Below are 16,721 nucleotides of genomic sequence, written 5' to 3'. Positions count from 1 at the left end.
CCGTTCCAGCGCTCGGCGCCACCCGGGTGATCCGTACGGGCTAGTGTGGGGCCCCGTCCGAGACGCGCCAACGCCCCGCCGGGGCGCGCGCGTACACCGATGCAGCCCCCGGGGAGACGCCCCCGGACCCGGCCGGAGGGCCCGTACCTCGATGTCCGTGCACAGCCAATCGGCGGCGCCGTACGCGGCCGCCACCGCCCCAGAATTCCCCCGGCATGTCGTCACCGCCGTGCTCGTCTCCCACGACGGCGCGCGCTGGCTGCCCGACGCACTCGCCGGGCTGCTGGGACAGGAACGCCCCGTACAGAACGTCGTCGCGGCCGACACCGGCAGCGCCGACGACTCCGCGCGGCTGGTCACCGAGGCGCTCGGCGACGACCGCGTCCTGCACCTCGCGCGCCGTACGAGCTTCGGCACCGCCGTCGACGAAGCGACCCGCACGGCCGGCGTCCTCACCCCCGAGGAACTGCCGTACCTCAAGCGCCCCAGCGGCTGGGACCCCGTCACCAGGGCCTGGCGCGACGACGCCTACGAGATGCCCGAACTGCCGCACGGCGAACCCGTGCAGTGGCTCTGGCTGCTCCACGACGACTGCGCGCCCGCGCCCGACGCGCTCGCCGAACTCCTGCGCGTCGTCGAGGACGACCCGCACGCCGCGATCGTCGGCCCCAAGCTCCTCGGCTGGTACGACCGCAAGCAGCTGCTGGAGGTCGGCGTCTCCATCGCCAACAGCGGCCGCCGCTGGACCGGCCTCGACCGCCGCGAGCAGGACCAGGGCCAGCACGACCAGGTCCGCACCGTGCTCTCCGTCTCCACCGCGGGCATGCTGATCCGCCGTGACGTCTGGGAGGAGCTCGGCGGCTTCGACCGCAGGCTCCCGCTGATGCGTGACGACGTCGACCTGTGCTGGCGCGCGCACGTCGCCGGACACCGGGTGCTCGTCGCCCCCGACGCCGTCCTGCGCCACGCCGAGGCCTCCGCCCGCGAGCGCCGCCCCATCGACTGCGCGGGACGCTCCGTCGCCTCCCCGCACCGCGTCGACAAGGCCGGTGCCGTCTACACGATGCTGGCCAACGCCCGCGCCAAGGTGCTGCCCTGGGTGCTGCTCAGACTCGTCGTCGGCACCCTGCTGCGCACCCTCGCCTACCTCGTCGGCAAGGTTCCCGGCCAGGCGCTCGACGAGGTCGCCGGGCTCTTCGGCACCCTGCTGCGCCCCGGCCGCATCCTCGCCGCCCGGCGCGCCCGCGGCAGGGGCGTCGTCGACCAGGCCGAACTGCGCGGCCTCTTCCCGCCGCCCGGCGCCACCGTCCGCGCCACCGTCGAGCAGGTCGCCGGAAACCTCGGCAGCGGCTCCGACGCCGACACCGGCTCCCGGCACGGCGCCGTGGAGTCCGGCCCCGGCGGCGACGAGGCGGACTTCCTGGAGATCGAGCAGTTCGCCCGGCTCAAGCGGATCGGCCGCAAACCCGGACCGGTGCTCTTCGCCGTACTCCTCCTCGTCTCGCTCGTCGCCTGCCGCGACCTCCTCGGCGGCGGGGCGCTGACCGGCGGCGCACTGCTGCCCGCCCCCGCCGACGTGTCCGACCTGTGGGGCCGGTACGCGGACGCCTGGCACACCGTCAACACCGGCGGCACCCAGACCGCACCGCCCTACCTCGCCGCGCTCGCGGCGCTGTCCGCGCTCTTCCTCGGCTCGACCGGCTTCGCGCTCACCCTGCTGCTGGTCTGCTCCGTACCGCTCGCCGGACTCACCGCGTACTTCGCCTCCCGGCCGCTGCTCCCCTCGCGCCTCCTGCGCGCCTGGGCGAGCGTCGCGTACGCCTTCCTGCCCGCCGCGACCGGCGCCCTGGCGACCGGGCGGCTCGGCACCGCCGTCCTGGCCGTGCTGCTCCCGCTCATCGCCCGCGCCGCCGTCTCCGCGCACGGGCTGCGGGCCACCGGCGGCGCCCGCGGCAGCTGGCGCGCCACCTGGGCGTACACCCTGCTCCTCACCCTCACGATGGCGTTCACGCCGATCGTCTGGCCGCTCGCCGTGGTCCTCGGCCTCGCCGTCCTCGCCCTGCGCCGCGACGACATCGCCGCCTACGGGCTCCGCTTCCTCGCCGCGACCGGAACCCCGCTGCTCGTCCTGGCGCCCTGGTCGCTCTCGCTGCTCACCTCACCGTCCCGCTTCTTCGAGGAGGCGGGCCTGGACATCGGAACGGGCGCGGCCTCCGCGCTCGACCTGCTCTCCATCAGCCCCGGCGGCCCCAAGGCCGCGGGCGGGGTGCTGCTGCTCGGCATCGTGCTCGCCGCCCTGGCCGCGCTGCTCCGCGGCGAGCGGCAGTTCGCCGTACGCACCGCCTGGGCGGTCGCCCTGGTGGCCCTGGTCTTCGCGGCCCTCGCCAACGGATCGCACTGGGCCGGACCCGCCACGCTCGTCTACGGCATCGCGCTGATCTGCGCCGCGCTCGTCGGCGCGGACGGCGCCCGCATCCGCGTCGCCGAGCTCAGCTTCGGCTGGCGCCAGCCGGTCGCCGCACTGATCGCGCTGGCCGCCGGGCTCGCCCCCGCGCTGGCCGCCGCGAGCTGGATGATCGGCGGCGCCGACGGACCGCTGGAGCGCCGCGACCCGGTCCAGGTGCCCGCGTTCGTGGCCGAGGAGAGCGCCACCCGCGACCAGCCGCGCACCCTGGTCCTCGGCTCCACCTCGCCGGGTGCCGTCTCGTACACCCTGGTCCGGGGCTCCGGCGGGCAGCTCGGTGACGCCGAGCTGACCAGGGCGGGCGGCAGCAACAGCCACCTCGACAAGGTCGTCGCCAACCTGGTCGCGGGCTCCGGCGCCGACCAGGGCAGCCAGCTCAGCGGCTTCGCGATCCGGTACGTACTGGTCCGGGACGGCGCTCCCAAGGAGATGAGCCGCATCCTCGACGCGACCCCGGGGCTCAGCCGGCTCAGCCAGCTGGACGGCAGCGCGCTGTGGCGGGTGGAGCGCCAGGTCGCCCGCGTCATGATCGTCCCGTCCGGCACCGGCGGCGAGCAGCTGCCCGTCGGCTCCCTCCCCGTCGAGGCGCACACCAGGATCCCGGCGGGCGGCTCCGGCCGCGTGCTGCGGATCGCGGACGCCGCCGACCCCGGCTGGCAGGCCACGCTGAACGGCCGGGCACTGACCCCGAAGACCGTCGACGGCTGGGCCCAGGGCTTCGAGCTGCCCGCCGAGGGCGGCACGCTGGACCTCACGTACGACACCCCGCTCACCCACACCGCCTGGATCTGGACGCAGGCCGCGCTCGCCGTCGTCCTGCTGGTGCTCGCCCTGCCCGGCCGTCGCCGGGAGATCGACGACGACCTGCCCGAGGAGACCGCCCCGGTCCCCGCGGAGCCGGTCGCGGGCGAGGGGCGCCGGGCCCGCAGGCTGCGCGCCGCCCAGGCGGAGGCCGAGGCCGGAGCCGAACCGGCCGAGGACGCGGCGGAGGGGTACATCCCGGCCCAGCAGGCACAGGAGTACCCGCTGCCTGCCGAACTCCAGCCGGAGCACCAGCCCCAGCCGGAGCACCAGCACCAGCCTGAGCACCAGCCCCAGTCGCACGGCGATGACGGGCAGAGCGACTACGCGGCCGTCCCGCAGCAGCAGTACGGCGGCTGGGACACCACCCCGCAGTACCAGGACACCGGCTACCCGCAGCAGTACCAGGGCGAGCAGTATCAGGGCGAGCCCTACCAGGGCGAGCAGCCGTACGCGTACGGCACCGCGCAGGACCACCTCGCCGCCGACCCGTACGGGCAGCAGGGCGCCCAGGCCTACGACCCCTACGGCTACCAGCCCGCGTACGACCCGCAGGACCCGTACGGGCAGCAGGGCGCCCAGCAGGCCCCGTACGACCCGCAGGCCCCTCAGCCGCACCCCGAGAACCCGAACCCGGGCCAGAACCCGTGGCCGACCGGCAACGCATCGCGAGGCGAGTCCGAGTGAAGTCCCCCAGCCTGTCCCTCATCGCGGGCACCGCCGCCCTCGCCGCCGTCACCGCCTTCGCCGCGTTCACCGCGCCCGACGGCACCGCGGACGCGGCCCCGGCGAAGGCCGCCGCCCGGCTCCCGGTCGAACGGACCAGCCTGGTCTGCCCGTCCCCCGGCATCTCGCCGCTCTCGGAGACGACCTACACCTCCGTCACCCCGGCGGGCGGCGGGGACGGCCCGGCCGGCACGGCCGAACTGCTCAAGTCCGCCGCGGCCGACCTCGAGGACGACAAGAAGGACGACGGCAAGGACAAGGGGAAGAAGGACGACCCCGGCAAGCCGGTCGTCGCGCTCAAGGAGCCCGGCAGGCCGGTCACCGCCGAGGCGTCCGGTGCCAACAGCCCCGCCCTGGTCGGCACCGCCACCGGCCGCCTGGCCCCGGGCTGGAGCGCCCAGCAGACCACCGTGGTCGAGGCGGGCAACGGCCGCGGCCTGCTCGGCGTCAGCTGCACCACGCCCGACACCGGCTTCTGGATCCCGGCCGCGAGCACCGCCAAGTCCCGCGAGGACTACGTCCACCTGACCAACCCGGACGACACCGCCGCCGTCGCCGACATCGAGCTGTACGGCCCGGACGGCTCCCTCAAGTCCGACGTCGGCGAGGGCATCACAGTGCCCGCCCGCTCCAGCGTGCCGGTCCTGATCTCCACGCTGACCAGCCAGGCCACCGAGGACGTCACCGTCCACGTCACCACCCGCACCGGGCGCGTCGGCGCGGTCGTCAGGGCCGCGGACGAGAAGAACGGGAGCGACTGGCTGCCCGCCTCCACCGACCCGACGGACACCCTGGTGCTCCCCGGCATCCCCGCGGACGCCACCTCGGTCCGCCTGGTGGCCTTCGCGCCCGGCGACGACGACGCCGACCTGAAGGTGAAGCTGCTCGGCAAGACCGGTGCGATCTCCCCGGTCGGCAACGAGTCCCTCCACGTCAAGTCGCGGATGACCGCGAGCGTCGACCTGAAGGACATCACCAAGGGCGAGGCGGGCTCCCTGCTGCTGACCCCCGTCCAGAGCGGGAAGCGCGCCCCGGTGGTCGCCGCCCTGCGGGTGGTCCGCGGCACCGGCGACAAGCAGGAGGTCGGCTACATCCCGGCCACCGCCCCGGTGGGCGCCCGGTCCACCGTGGCCGACAACCGGGACAAGGGGTCGCTCCTCTCGCTCACCGCGCCGACGGCCGACGCCACCGTGAAGGTCACCGCCTCGGCGGGCAGCAAGGGCGGCGAACAGGCCGTCAAGAAGTACACGGTCAAGGCCGGTACGACGCTGGCGGTCGAACCGCCCGTACCGTCCGGCCTCAAGGGCGGCTACGCGCTGACGGTCGAGACGGAGTCCGGCGGCCCGGTGCACGCCTCCCGCATGCTGACCCTCACGAACGGCGGCATCCAGATGTTCACCGTGCAGACCCTCCCCGACGACCGGGGCACGGTCGAGGTACCGGCGGCCCGGCAGGACCTCTCGGTCCTCGACGACTAGGCCGTACGAACAGACACGGAGGGCGGGACCGGTGCGCACCGGTCCCGCCCTCCCGCGTTCCGGGCTACTCCTGCCCGTACCGCGGGTCGACCGACTCCGGTGCGAGCCCCATCAGTTCCGCGACCTGCTCCACCACGACCTCGTGCACCAGCAGGGCGCGTTCGTCGCGGTTCTTGGCGCGGATCTCGACCGGCCGCCGGTAGACCACGATCTGCGCGGGCCGGTCCTTCGCCGCGGAGAGCGACTGCCCCAGCGGCACCGAATCCTCCTGCGCGCCCGGCACGTCGAGCACCACGAAGTCGACATCGGCCAGTTGCGGCCAGCGCCGCTCCAGCCGCTCCACCGAGTCCTGCACCAGATCGCGGAAGCTCTCCGACCTGCTGACCGACAACGGAACCTGGGGCGGGGCGACGGGCCCCCGCATGCCACGGCCGTGACGGTCGCGGTGGCGCGGGCGCGGCTCGGGCGGGGGCGGTACGGGGCTGTCCATCACTGACGCAGGGTAACTCTCCGCGCGCGCCGGGGGGACGGGGCGAGCGACGCGGCGAGCAGAGGGCAATGGCATGTCCAATCCTGAACAATCCGGCCAACCGAGGGCTCGTTTCCAGCCCTGCTCCTGACCGCTGATCTCATGCTGTATGACGGCTTTTATAGCGAATGAAGACCGGAATCACAGGGGGCCGGACCTGCGATTCTCCGCTTCCTCGCAGGTCAGGAGAAGTGTCCGGAAGGCGCTTGCGGGGGGCCTGACGGGGCGACACGGTGGGGTGACCTGGGGGAGAGTCGTCGCAGCCCGCTCAAGAGTGCGGTAACGTCCAATACCGTGAGCCCTGTACGTCGCTGTTCGCGCACTGCGTGCGGCCGCCCTGCCGTCGCGACACTGACGTACGTCTATGCCGACTCGACTGCGGTCCTCGGCCCGCTCGCCACCTACGCCGAGCCCCACTGCTACGACCTCTGCGCCGAGCACAGTGAGCGGTTGACGGCCCCTCGTGGCTGGGAGGTCGTCCGGCTCACCGATCCTTCCGCCCCCAGCCGTCCCAGCGGTGACGACCTCGAAGCGCTCGCCAACGCCGTACGCGAGGCGGCGCGGCCGCAGGAGCGTCCGGCCGACACCCGCGGCATGGGCCCGCACGCCGCCGATCCGATGGAGGTCGCGCGCCGCGGCCATCTGCGGGTGCTGCGTTCTCCCGACTCCTGACCGCCCCTCCGGCTCCTGACCGCCCCTCCGGCTCCCGGGCGGAACCCTGGTTCCCGAGCGGAGTCCGGCGGGCCTCCGACTCTCGGCCGGATACGTACCCGACACCTCCCTGAGCACGGCGTATGTACACGCCCGGGTAGGTTGGGCGGTCCGAGAAACCTCAGGAGGACCGGCCCGTGGCTGCTGATCTGTCGCAGATCGTGAAGGCGTACGACGTGCGCGGAGTGGTGCCCGACCAATGGGACGAGGCACTGGCCGAGCAGTTCGGGGCGGCATTCGTCGAGGTGCTGGGCGCGGACGCGATCGTGATCGGCCACGACATGCGCCCCTCCTCGCCAGGCCTCTCGGGGGCCTTCGCCCGCGGGGCCGCCGCCCGCGGGGCGGACGTCACCCTCATCGGCCTCTGCTCGACGGACCAGCTCTACTTCGCCTCCGGCAGCCTGGGCCTGCCCGGCGCGATGTTCACCGCCTCGCACAACCCGGCGCGGTACAACGGCATCAAGCTCTGCGGGGCGGGCGCCGCGCCCATCGGCCAGGACACCGGGCTGCTGGAGATCCGCGACCTGGTCGAGAAGTGGTCCGGGGCGGGCGCGCCGCGGCCGGTCGCCGTCCCCGGCACCGTCACCGAACGCGACACGCTCGCCGACTACGCGGCCCATCTGCTGTCCCTGGTCGACCTCACGGCGATCCGCCCGCTGAAGGTCGTCGTCGACGCGGGCAACGGCATGGGCGGCCACACCGTCCCCACGGTCTTCGCCGGGCTGCCCCTCGAACTCGTACCGATGTACTTCGAGCTCGACGGCACCTTCCCGAACCACGAGGCCAACCCCCTCGACCCGAAGAACCTCGTCGACCTCCAGGCCCGTGTCGTTGCCGAGGGCGCCGACCTCGGCCTCGCCTTCGACGGCGACGCGGACCGCTGCTTCGTCGTCGACGAGCGGGGCGAGGGCGTGTCCCCGTCCGCGATCACGGCCCTGGTCGCCGCCCGCGAGCTGACCCGCAACGGCGGCGAGGGCACCGTCATCCACAACCTGATCACCTCACACTCCGTCCCCGAGGTGGTCCGCGAACACGGCGGCACCCCGGTCCGCACCCGCGTCGGCCACTCCTTCATCAAGGCGGAGATGGCCGAGCACGGTGCGATCTTCGGCGGCGAGCACTCCGCGCACTACTACTTCCGCGACTTCTGGAACGCCGACACGGGCATGCTGGCGGCCCTCCACGTGCTGGTCGCGCTCGGCGGACAGCAGGGCCCCCTCTCCGAACTGGTCGCCCGGTACGACCGCTACACCGGCTCCGGCGAGATCAACTCCACCGTCACCGACCAGCAGGCCCGCACCGCCGCCGTACGCGCCGCGTACGCACCCCGCGACGGCGTCACCACCGACGAGCTGGACGGCCTGACGGTCACCGGCCCCGACTGGTGGTTCAACCTCCGCCCCTCCAACACCGAACCCCTGCTCCGGCTGAACGTCGAGGCACGCGACGAGGGGACGATGACGGCGGTACGGGACGAAGTGCTGGCCCTGGTCCGCGCCGGATCCTGAGACCCGGGGCCGAGACCCAGGGCCGAGACCCGGGGTTCCGAGACCTGGCGTCCCGAAGCCCCGAAGTCCCGAAGCCCCGAGACCTGGCGTCCCGAGACCTGGCGTCCCGAAGTCCAAGGCTCCGAGGCCTCGGGTCCTGAAGGCCGGGCTCCGAAACCCGGGTCCCGGAACCCCGGCCCCTCCCGGCCCGCGCCCCCCGCCCCGCGGCGGTAGGCTGACGTGGCCCGATCCGCTGTCCGAAGGGAACCGACCCATGCCGCTCGAAGCCGGCCTCCTGGAGATCCTCGCCTGCCCGGCCTGCCACTCTCCGCTCGACGACCGGACGGCGGCCGACACCCCCGAGCTGGTCTGCACCGGCGACGACTGCAAGCTGGCCTACCCGGTACGGGACGGCATCCCCGTCCTCCTCGTCGACGAGGCCCGCCGCCCCGAGTAGCGGAGCCCGTACCCCGCACGGAGCCGGCACGTGATCGGAGGACCCTTCCCATGCTCGACGAGTCACTGCTCGACGCCCCGGAAGCCCTGGCCCGGGCCGACCGCCGCGGCCTGCTCCGCGGCGCCGCCGAGGCCGGAGCCCGGGTCCGTACCGCCGCCCGGAACGCCGGCGAGGCCGGGATCGCCGCGCTGAACCCGGAGGGCCGCCCCCGCTCCGTACTGGTCGCGGGCTCCGGCACCGCCGCCTCCGGCGTCGCCGACCTGATCACCGCCCTCGCCGGGGCCTCCGCGCCCGTCACCCGCATCCACCCCACCGGGGTCGCCCCCGCCGCGGGCGCGATGCGCTGGGCGCTGCCCGGCTGGGCCGGTTCCATGGACCTGCTGCTGATCGTCACGGCGGACGGCTCCGAGCCCGGCCTCTCCCTCCTCGCCGAGCAGGCGTACCGCCGGGGCAGCAGCGTCGTCGCCGTCGCCCCGAGCCGGTCACCGCTGCGCGAGACGATCGACGGAGCACGCGGACTCCTCGTTCCGATGGCCTCCGCCCCGCACGGCGAGTACGACGCGGAAACCTCGGCCGCGGGCCCGGGCACCCTCTGGGCGCTGTTCACCCCGCTGCTCGCCCTGCTGGACCGGGTCGGCCTGCTCACCGCCCCCGCCGAAGCGCTGCAGAGCGTCGCCGACCGCCTGGACCGTACGGCGGAACGCTGCGGCCCGGCCATCGCCACCTACAGCAACCCGGCCAAGACCCTCGCCGCCGAGCTCGCCGACAGCCTGCCCCTCATCTGGACGGAGGGCGGTGCCGCCGCCCCGGTCGGCCGCAGGTTCGCCGCCGTCCTGGCCGAGCTGGCGGGCCGCCCGGCGCTCGCCGCGGAACTGCCCGAGGCGCTGCCCGCCCACGGCACCCTGCTCGCGGGGCGCCTCGCCGCGGCCGCCGACCCCGACGACTTCTTCCGCGACCGGGTCGAGGAGCCGGACCCGCTGCACGCCCGCGTCGTCCTGCTCCGCGACCGCCCCGCCGGCGGCCTGAGCGCGGCCCCGGCCGCCCGCGAGCTGGCCCTCGGCCACGACACCGCGATCAGCGAACTGGAACCCGAGGAGGGCACCGAACTCGAAGCCCTCGCCGAGCTGCTCGCGGTCACCGACTTCGCCGCCGTCTACCTGGCACTCGCCTCCGCGACCGACGCCTGACACCTGCGGTCCCCCGCGCCGACGCCCGGCTCCCGCAGTCTCCACACCAGCGGCGCAGACCGTCACCGCAGACCCAGTACCGCAGACCCAGTACCGCAGGCCACTCCCGCGCACCCGCCAGTGCCACGGCTTCTGATCCACGCATCCCACAAGGACGAACACCATGGACCGGCTCGTCAACACCGTGCGCCCGTACGCCTGGGGCTCCACCACCGCCATCCCGGAACTGCTCGGCACCGCCCCCACCGGTGAACCCCAGGCCGAGCTGTGGATGGGCGCCCACCCCGGCGCCCCCTCGCTCCTCACCCGCCCGGCGGGCGACCCCGTCCGGCCCGGCGTCCAGCAGTCCCTCACCGACGTCATCGCCGCCGACCCCGAGCGTGAACTGGGCCGGGCCACCGTCGAGAAGTTCGGCCCCCGCCTGCCCTTCCTCCTCAAACTCCTCGCGGCCGGGGCCCCGCTCTCCCTCCAGGTCCACCCCGACCTCGACCAGGCCCGGCGGGGCTACGCGGACGAGGAGCGCCGCCGCGTCCCGATCGACGCCCCCCACCGCACGTACAAGGACGCCAACCACAAGCCCGAACTGATCTGCGCGCTCACCCCCTTCACCGGCCTGTGCGGCTTCCGGGCCCCCGCCGAGACGGCCGAGGCGATGGCCGCCCTCGGCGTCGACGACCTCGAGCCGTACGTCGACCTGCTCGGCGCCCACCCCGAGGAGGCCGCCCTGCGCGAGGTCCTCACCGCGATCCTCGGCGCCGACCCCGCGGAGATGGCCGGGACGGTGCACCGCGCCGCGGCCGCCGCCGAACGCCTCGGCGGCCCGTACGCCCCCTACGCCCGGCTCGCCCACCACTTCCCCGGCGACCCCGGCGTCCTCGCGGCCATGCTGCTGAACCATGTGGAACTCCAGCCCGGCGAGGCCCTGTTCCTCGGCGCGGGCGTCCCGCACGCCTACCTCTCCGGCCTCGGCGTCGAGATCATGGCCAACTCGGACAACGTGCTGCGCTGCGGACTCACGCCCAAACACGTCGACGTGCCCGAACTGCTGCGCATCGTCCGCTTCGAGGCCGCCGAGCCCGGCATCCTGCGCCCCGAGGCCGCCCCGTCCGGCGAGGAGCTGTACGAGACGCCCGTGGACGAATTCCGGCTCTCCCGCTACGACCTCCCGCCCGGCGCCGCCCCCGTCGACCTGACCCGCGACACCCCGCAGATCCTGCTCTGCACCGCGGGCACCCCGAGGGCGGGCACGCTGGACCTCACCCCCGGCGCCTCCGTCTTCGTACCCTCCGGCGAAAAGACCGAAGTGTCCGGTACGGGAACCCTGTTCCGCGCCACAGTGGTGGCCTGACGTACCGCCCGTCCCGACTGCTGCAACAATGTCCGGCCGTAACGCGGCGCCGTGGGCGCGGCACCGACGAAGGGACACCAGGCACCGATGAGTGCGTCAGGCGGAACCAAGGCGATCGTGGCGGCGCTCGGCGCCAACCTCGCGATCGCGGTGGCCAAATTCGTGGCGTTCCTGTTCAGCGGTTCGTCGTCGATGCTCGCGGAGAGCGTCCACTCGGTCGCCGACTCCGGCAACCAGGGCCTGCTGCTGCTCGGTGCCAAGAAGGCACAGCGCGAGGCCACCCCCCAGCACCCCTTCGGCTACGGCCGCGAGCGGTACATCTACGCCTTCCTCGTCTCCATCGTTCTCTTCTCGGTCGGTGGCATGTTCGCGGTGTACGAGGGCTACGAGAAGATCAGGAACCCGCACGAGCTGGAGGCCTGGTACTGGCCGGTCGGCGTTCTCGTCTTCGCCGTCATCGCCGAGGGCTTCTCCTTCCGTACGGCCATCAAGGAGTCCAACGAGACCCGCGGCTCGCTGTCCTGGCGGGAGTTCATCCGCCGGGCCAAGGCCCCCGAGCTCCCCGTCGTCCTCCTGGAGGACTTCGGCGCGCTGATCGGTCTGGTGCTCGCCCTCGGCGGCGTCGGCCTCTCCCTCGCGACCGGTGACGGCGTCTGGGACGGCATCGGCACCCTCTGCATCGGCCTCCTGCTGATCGCCATCGCGATCGTGCTCGCCGCCGAGACGAAGTCCCTCCTGCTCGGCGAGGCCGCGGGCACCGACCAGGTCGAGAAGATCAAGGCCGCGGTCGTCGACGGCGACACCGTCACCGGCGTCATCCACATGCGCACGCTCCACCTCGGCCCGGAGGAACTGCTCGTGGCCGCCAAGATCGCGGTGCAGCACGACGACACGGCCACCGAGGTGGCCAACGCCATCAACGCCGCCGAGAACCGCATCCGCGAGGCGGTCCCGATCGCCCGGGTCATCTACCTGGAACCGGACATCTACAGCGAGGCCGCCGCCGCGGCGGGAATCAACCCGGCCAAGGCCCCGGGCGGTACCCCCGGCACCACCCCGAAGCCCCCGGCCGACTCCGGTCACTGACCCCCGCCCCTCTCCTCCGGCCCACCCTCCCTCACCAGCCGTCGCCGCTTCTCCGCCGGCCGGGAACGGCCCCCTCCCGCCGTTTCCGGCCGCTCCCGGCCCGGGGACGGACTGGGAGAGGCCGGGCCGACCGGTGTAGATTCGACGGCAGTGTCAGACGTCGCTGCTGATGGCGGTCGATCGGTCCGAACGCCTGGACCGGCCGAGGGAGAGAGGGCCTCCGACGGACTGCGCTGCGAGCGCCCGGGCATTCGTGTGCCCGCCGCCGCAGAGCCATCCGTACCCGCCTCGACCCCTTTACGAGGAGCAGCCCGTTATGACGACGGTCGCCAACCGACAGGACTTCAAGGTCGCCGACCTCTCCCTCGCGACTTTCGGTCGCAAGGAGATCACCCTCGCCGAGCACGAGATGCCCGGCCTGATGTCCATCCGCAAGGAGTACGCCGCCGCGCAGCCGCTGGCCGGCGCCCGGATCACCGGCTCGCTGCACATGACGGTGCAGACCGCCGTGCTGATCGAGACCCTGGTCGCCCTCGGCGCCGAGGTCCGCTGGGCCTCCTGCAACATCTTCTCCACCCAGGACCACGCCGCCGCGGCCATCGCCGTCGGCCCGAACGGCACCCCGGACGCCCCGGCGGGCGTCCCGGTCTTCGCCTGGAAGGGCGAGACGCTGGAGGAGTACTGGTGGTGCACGGAGCAGGCCCTGACCTGGCCGAACACCCCCACCGGCGGCCCGAACATGATCCTCGACGACGGTGGTGACGCCACCCTCCTCGTCCACAAGGGCGTCGAGTTCGAGAAGGCGGGCGCCGCCCCGGACCCGTCGACCGCGGACAGCGAGGAGTACGCCCACATCCTCACGCTGCTCAACCGCACCCTCGGCGAGTCCCCGCAGAAGTGGACGCGGCTGGCCTCCGAGATCCGCGGCGTCACCGAGGAGACCACGACCGGTGTGCACCGTCTCTACGAGATGCACCGCGACGGCTCCCTCCTCTTCCCGGCGATCAACGTCAACGACGCCGTCACCAAGTCCAAGTTCGACAACAAGTACGGCTGCCGTCACTCGCTGATCGACGGCATCAACCGCGCCACGGACGTCCTGATCGGCGGCAAGACCGCCGTCGTCTGCGGCTACGGCGACGTGGGCAAGGGCTGCGCGGAGTCCCTCCGCGGCCAGGGCGCCCGGGTCATCGTCACGGAGATCGACCCGATCTGCGCCCTCCAGGCGGCGATGGACGGCTACCAGGTCGCCACCCTCGACGACGTCGTCGGCCAGGCCGACATCTTCGTCACCACCACGGGCAACAAGGACATCATCATGGCCTCCGACATGGCCAAGATGAAGCACCAGGCCATCGTCGGGAACATCGGCCACTTCGACAACGAGATCGACATGGCCGGTCTCGCGCAGATCGAGGGCATCGTCAAGGACGAGGTCAAGCCGCAGGTCCACACCTGGACCTTCCCCGACGGCAAGGTCCTCATCGTGCTCTCCGAGGGCCGTCTGCTGAACCTGGGCAACGCCACCGGCCACCCCTCGTTCGTCATGTCCAACTCGTTCGCGGACCAGACCCTGGCCCAGATCGAGCTGTTCACCAAGCCCGAGGAGTACCCGACCGACGTCTACGTGCTGCCCAAGCACCTGGACGAGAAGGTCGCCCGTCTCCACCTCGACGCCCTCGGCGTGAGGCTCACGACGCTCCGCCCCGAGCAGGCCGCGTACATCGGCGTCGAGGTCGAGGGTCCGTACAAGCCCGACCACTACCGCTACTGATCCCGTACGGGTCCTGCCCGTCAGCGCCCTCGCACGTCACCACCCACCGGTCAGTGATGCCCGGCCGCTGACGGACGGAACGCCGACGGACGGAACCGCTTCGGCAGCAGCTACGAGCGCAGGCCCCCGCACCCCCGTGCCGGGGGCCTGCCCCGTACCGCGCCGCCCGCTCAGCCCGAGGAACCCCGAAGGACCCCATGCCCCGCGGCCGATATTCGCTCCACGATCCCCACGATCACACCCCCCTCGGCGAAGAACACTTCCACTGCGCACCCGGTCCTTCCGGCTGGCGCTACCTCTCCCGGACCACCACCCCGTCCGGCGACCATCTCGGCTCCGTCGACCTCACCCTCGACGACCTCGGCCGCCCCATCCGTCTCGAACTCCACACCGCGAGCTGGCAGGTCCGCGGCGCCGCCCTCGACGGCGTCACCTGGGTCCGTACCGACCCGGCCGGCATCCGTGCCACCGAAGGCAATGTCCGCGCGCACGCCTTCACCGGCACTTCGCCCGCATTTCTCGTCGCCACCGCACGACTGCTGCGCCTCACCCCCGATTCCCCCGCGACGCGCGTCCGCCTGGTCGCCTTCACCGACCCGGTCCTCGCACCCCGCACCGTCGACCAGTCCTGGGCCCTGGTGAACAGTGAAGCGCACGCCACTGACAACGGCCCCCTGACGGTGGACGAATACCAGGTCAGCGCCCTGGACACCGGCGAGCAGCACACCGTGCACCTCGCGGGCGACGTGGTCCTCGCGGCCCCGGGCATCGAACTCGAAGACCTGGACTCCCCACCCTCACCGAGCTAGGCGTTCCGTTCCGTCTTCGAGCCGCTGCCCGCCGTGCGATGCCCGGCCTGCGTGCCCGCCGCGCCGCCGGAGCCGTCCTCGTGCGCCCAGTACGAGGACGATCCTCCGCCCTGCGACCGCACGTACCGGACGCCGCGCGCCCCGGTCTCCGGCCGGACGATGGCAGTACGGACACCGACCCCAGGAGCCGCCCGGCCCACGCAGGCGGCACGCCCCCCGTTGCAGGCGTCGGCACCGCCCATCCCGCCTCCCCACCGACAGCCCCCGCCTCCAGGCGCCCCGCTCACCGGCGAACCGGCCACCGACCCGCCACCGGGTCCCGCGCACGGCCCCGTGCCTGCCGCTCGTTCACGACCGCCGCCAGATACGCCCAGGCCGGCACCCCCTCCGGCACCGGAACTCCGGTCCGCCCCGCCACCCGCGCATCCAGCCGCCGCACGGCCAACCACAACGAGTCCGGCACCGCCGACGGACCGAGCCCCGCGAACCGCCCGACCAGCCAGGGCGGCGGAGGCGGTACGAACGCCGACCACCTCGCCGACACCCACTCCCGCTCCTGCGGCCAGAGTCCCCGCGAACACGTTCCCGAGACGCCGCCCAGGCTCCGACACCAGCGAGGCGGCATGCGCGGACGGCCCGCAGCGTCATCAGGATCTCGACGAGCCTCATGGCTCCGCGCACCAACGCGTGCCGGAAGCGGATCGGCCCCGTCGTCCCGCACGCAACCCTCCCCGACGAACGCCCGTGGCTCAGCGTCCCCACCAGCACCAGCACCAGCAAGAAGGAGGCGAGGCACCGAAACCGCACGGCCACCCCTCTTCCCCCGCTCCAGCCCAGTCGCCCATCGGCGCCCGGACGATCTCCGCCGCATGACCAGCCCGGCAGGGGTAGATAAGAGAGCCACTACTCCAGCCATCCCGCGGGGTCCTTCGCAGCCCGGACCTGGACGGATAACGCCCGGGCCCCCGGAGCCGACGCGCGGCCCTCGCGAAACAGAGCCGGTCCGCGATCGGTATGACCACCGGCCCCGCACCGGTCCTCCTCACCTCCGGCGTCATCGAAGGCCTTGTTACGTGTACGTCGATACCCGTGGTCCTGGGCGGGCGCGCCGCACGAGCCGGTGACGTGGGGATCTTGATCCTGCGGAACGCAGTACCCAGTCCCCGACGGTCGGCTGATGTGCGTCTCACCCCGCTGACCTGCTAGTCTGCTCCTTGCCCCAGAAAGCCATTGACACGGCCGCTGCGGGGAGGTAGATTTTACGGGTTGCGTCGAACTGGACAAGTTCGATCTCAACAGTTAACGTCTATCTCGCTCTCGACGGGAATGAAATTTCCGCGGAGCCGCCGATCCTTCACCTCGAATCGCGAAGCCGATTTTCCGGCCGAATGTTTCTGATAAAGTCGGATCAGCCGAAAGGCAAAGACCTTCCAGCAGGTCACCGGAATTCAAATTCGGACCGGAAACGGAACGAGAAAGAGTCTGGTAAGGTTGGAACCGCCGGAAAGGGAATCGCGAAAGCGAGGAACTGGAAAGCGAAACCCACTTCGACTGGGAATCGGCACTCGAGAGAGTCTGATAGAGTCGGAAACGCAAGACCGAAGGGAAAAGCCCGGAGGAAAGCCCGAGAGGGTGAGTACAAAGGAAGCGTCCGTTCCTTGAGAACTCAACAGCGTGCCAAAAGTCAACGCCAGATATGTTGATACCCCGGCCTGCTACGGCAGGTTGGTGGTTCCTTTGAAAGTCCTGCAGGACCTTGATGGTCCGGCAGGCAATTACACAGCGAGGACGCTGTGAACGACCGGTCCTATTCCGACTGGTTGTTCCGCTCTCGTGTTGTGTTGTCCCGATTACGGGAAAACAT

12 protein-coding genes and 1 pseudogene are annotated in these 16,721 nt (G+C 72.5%); 11 read left to right on the top strand and 2 right to left on the bottom strand.

The window, feature by feature from the left end; translation table 11 throughout:
• Window positions 1–151: 151 nt before the first annotated feature.
• Complete coding sequence (locus tag ACFCV8_RS21520; RefSeq protein ID WP_376687004.1) at window positions 152–3,952, top strand: glycosyltransferase; 3,801 nt, start codon at window positions 152–154, stop codon at window positions 3,950–3,952.
• Window positions 3,949–5,469 (top strand): DUF5719 family protein, encoded by a 1,521-nt coding sequence (locus ACFCV8_RS21515; protein WP_376687003.1) that lies wholly within the window; start codon window positions 3,949–3,951, stop codon window positions 5,467–5,469. Before ACFCV8_RS21520 ends, ACFCV8_RS21515 begins: the two co-directional genes overlap by 4 nt.
• A gap of 64 nt (window positions 5,470–5,533) precedes the next feature.
• Here the strand turns inward: ACFCV8_RS21515 and ACFCV8_RS21510 are convergent, their stop codons facing one another.
• Complete coding sequence (locus tag ACFCV8_RS21510; protein ID WP_376687002.1) at window positions 5,534–5,959, bottom strand: metallopeptidase family protein; 426 nt, start codon at window positions 5,957–5,959, stop codon at window positions 5,534–5,536.
• 333 nt (window positions 5,960–6,292) lie between these two features.
• Between ACFCV8_RS21510 and ACFCV8_RS21505 the strand changes: the two genes are divergently transcribed.
• The 8 genes from ACFCV8_RS21505 to ACFCV8_RS21470 all read left to right on the top strand — a co-directional run bounded on the left by ACFCV8_RS21505 (window position 6,293) and on the right by ACFCV8_RS21470 (window position 14,857).
• Window positions 6,293–6,670: a DUF3499 domain-containing protein gene (locus tag ACFCV8_RS21505; protein WP_376687001.1), complete on the top strand. Its 378-nt coding sequence runs from the start codon at window positions 6,293–6,295 to the stop codon at window positions 6,668–6,670.
• A 176-nt stretch (window positions 6,671–6,846) separates the two neighbouring features.
• Entirely contained in the window at window positions 6,847–8,217 is a 1,371-nt protein-coding gene (locus tag ACFCV8_RS21500) for a phosphomannomutase/phosphoglucomutase (protein ID WP_376687000.1), read from the top strand.
• A gap of 253 nt (window positions 8,218–8,470) precedes the next feature.
• The gene (locus ACFCV8_RS21495; protein WP_376686999.1) at window positions 8,471–8,653 is read left to right on the top strand and encodes a Trm112 family protein; all 183 of its coding nucleotides are present in this window, start codon (window positions 8,471–8,473) and stop codon (window positions 8,651–8,653) included.
• 50 nt (window positions 8,654–8,703) lie between these two features.
• On the top strand, window positions 8,704–9,840 hold the full coding sequence (locus ACFCV8_RS21490; protein WP_376686998.1) for an SIS domain-containing protein: 1,137 nt from the start codon (window positions 8,704–8,706) through the stop codon (window positions 9,838–9,840).
• A 163-nt stretch (window positions 9,841–10,003) separates the two neighbouring features.
• Complete coding sequence (gene manA / locus ACFCV8_RS21485; RefSeq protein WP_376686997.1) at window positions 10,004–11,188, top strand: mannose-6-phosphate isomerase, class I; 1,185 nt, start codon at window positions 10,004–10,006, stop codon at window positions 11,186–11,188.
• A gap of 87 nt (window positions 11,189–11,275) precedes the next feature.
• Window positions 11,276–12,274 carry a cation diffusion facilitator family transporter gene (locus ACFCV8_RS21480; RefSeq protein ID WP_376686996.1) on the top strand — a complete coding sequence of 333 codons (999 nt, stop codon included), beginning with the start codon at window positions 11,276–11,278 and terminating at the stop codon, window positions 12,272–12,274.
• 316 nt (window positions 12,275–12,590) lie between these two features.
• Window positions 12,591–14,048: an adenosylhomocysteinase gene (gene ahcY / locus ACFCV8_RS21475; RefSeq protein WP_376686995.1), complete on the top strand. Its 1,458-nt coding sequence runs from the start codon at window positions 12,591–12,593 to the stop codon at window positions 14,046–14,048.
• A gap of 197 nt (window positions 14,049–14,245) precedes the next feature.
• Window positions 14,246–14,857 carry a hypothetical protein gene (locus ACFCV8_RS21470; protein ID WP_376686994.1) on the top strand — a complete coding sequence of 204 codons (612 nt, stop codon included), beginning with the start codon at window positions 14,246–14,248 and terminating at the stop codon, window positions 14,855–14,857.
• Here the strand turns inward: ACFCV8_RS21470 and ACFCV8_RS21465 are convergent.
• A complete protein-coding gene (locus tag ACFCV8_RS21465; RefSeq protein WP_376686993.1) occupies window positions 14,854–15,099 on the bottom strand; it encodes a hypothetical protein in 246 nt (81 codons plus the stop codon). The genes ACFCV8_RS21470 and ACFCV8_RS21465 overlap by 4 nt on opposite strands.
• A gap of 609 nt (window positions 15,100–15,708) precedes the next feature.
• Between ACFCV8_RS21465 and ACFCV8_RS21460 the strand changes: the two are divergent.
• A pseudogene (locus ACFCV8_RS21460) lies at window positions 15,709–16,035 on the top strand (hypothetical protein); the annotation flags it as partial.
• Between the last annotated feature and the right edge of the window lie 686 nt (window positions 16,036–16,721).

This window comes from Streptomyces sp. NPDC056347, assembly GCF_042262625.1.
Lineage (GTDB): Bacteria > Actinomycetota > Actinomycetes > Streptomycetales > Streptomycetaceae > Streptomyces.
Note: the sequence above shows the minus strand (reverse complement) of the source record. Positions and strands in the feature narration are given on the sequence as shown.

Bases quoted from the DNA above. Each gene is read 5' to 3' on its own strand.
- ACFCV8_RS21495 (WP_376686999.1), top strand. From the start codon at position 8,471: ATGCCGCTCGAAGCCGGCCTCCTGGAGATCCTCGCCTGCCCGGCCTGC.
- ACFCV8_RS21480 (WP_376686996.1), top strand. From the start codon at position 11,276: ATGAGTGCGTCAGGCGGAACCAAGGCGATCGTGGCGGCGCTCGGCGCC.
- ACFCV8_RS21465 (WP_376686993.1), bottom strand. From the start codon at position 15,099: ATGGGCGGTGCCGACGCCTGCAACGGGGGGCGTGCCGCCTGCGTGGGC.
- manA (WP_376686997.1), top strand. From the start codon at position 10,004: ATGGACCGGCTCGTCAACACCGTGCGCCCGTACGCCTGGGGCTCCACC.
- ahcY (WP_376686995.1), top strand. From the start codon at position 12,591: ATGACGACGGTCGCCAACCGACAGGACTTCAAGGTCGCCGACCTCTCC.
- ACFCV8_RS21520 (WP_376687004.1), top strand. From the start codon at position 152: ATGTCCGTGCACAGCCAATCGGCGGCGCCGTACGCGGCCGCCACCGCC.
- ACFCV8_RS21470 (WP_376686994.1), top strand. From the start codon at position 14,246: ATGCCCCGCGGCCGATATTCGCTCCACGATCCCCACGATCACACCCCC.
- ACFCV8_RS21510 (WP_376687002.1), bottom strand. From the start codon at position 5,959: ATGGACAGCCCCGTACCGCCCCCGCCCGAGCCGCGCCCGCGCCACCGC.
- ACFCV8_RS21490 (WP_376686998.1), top strand. From the start codon at position 8,704: ATGCTCGACGAGTCACTGCTCGACGCCCCGGAAGCCCTGGCCCGGGCC.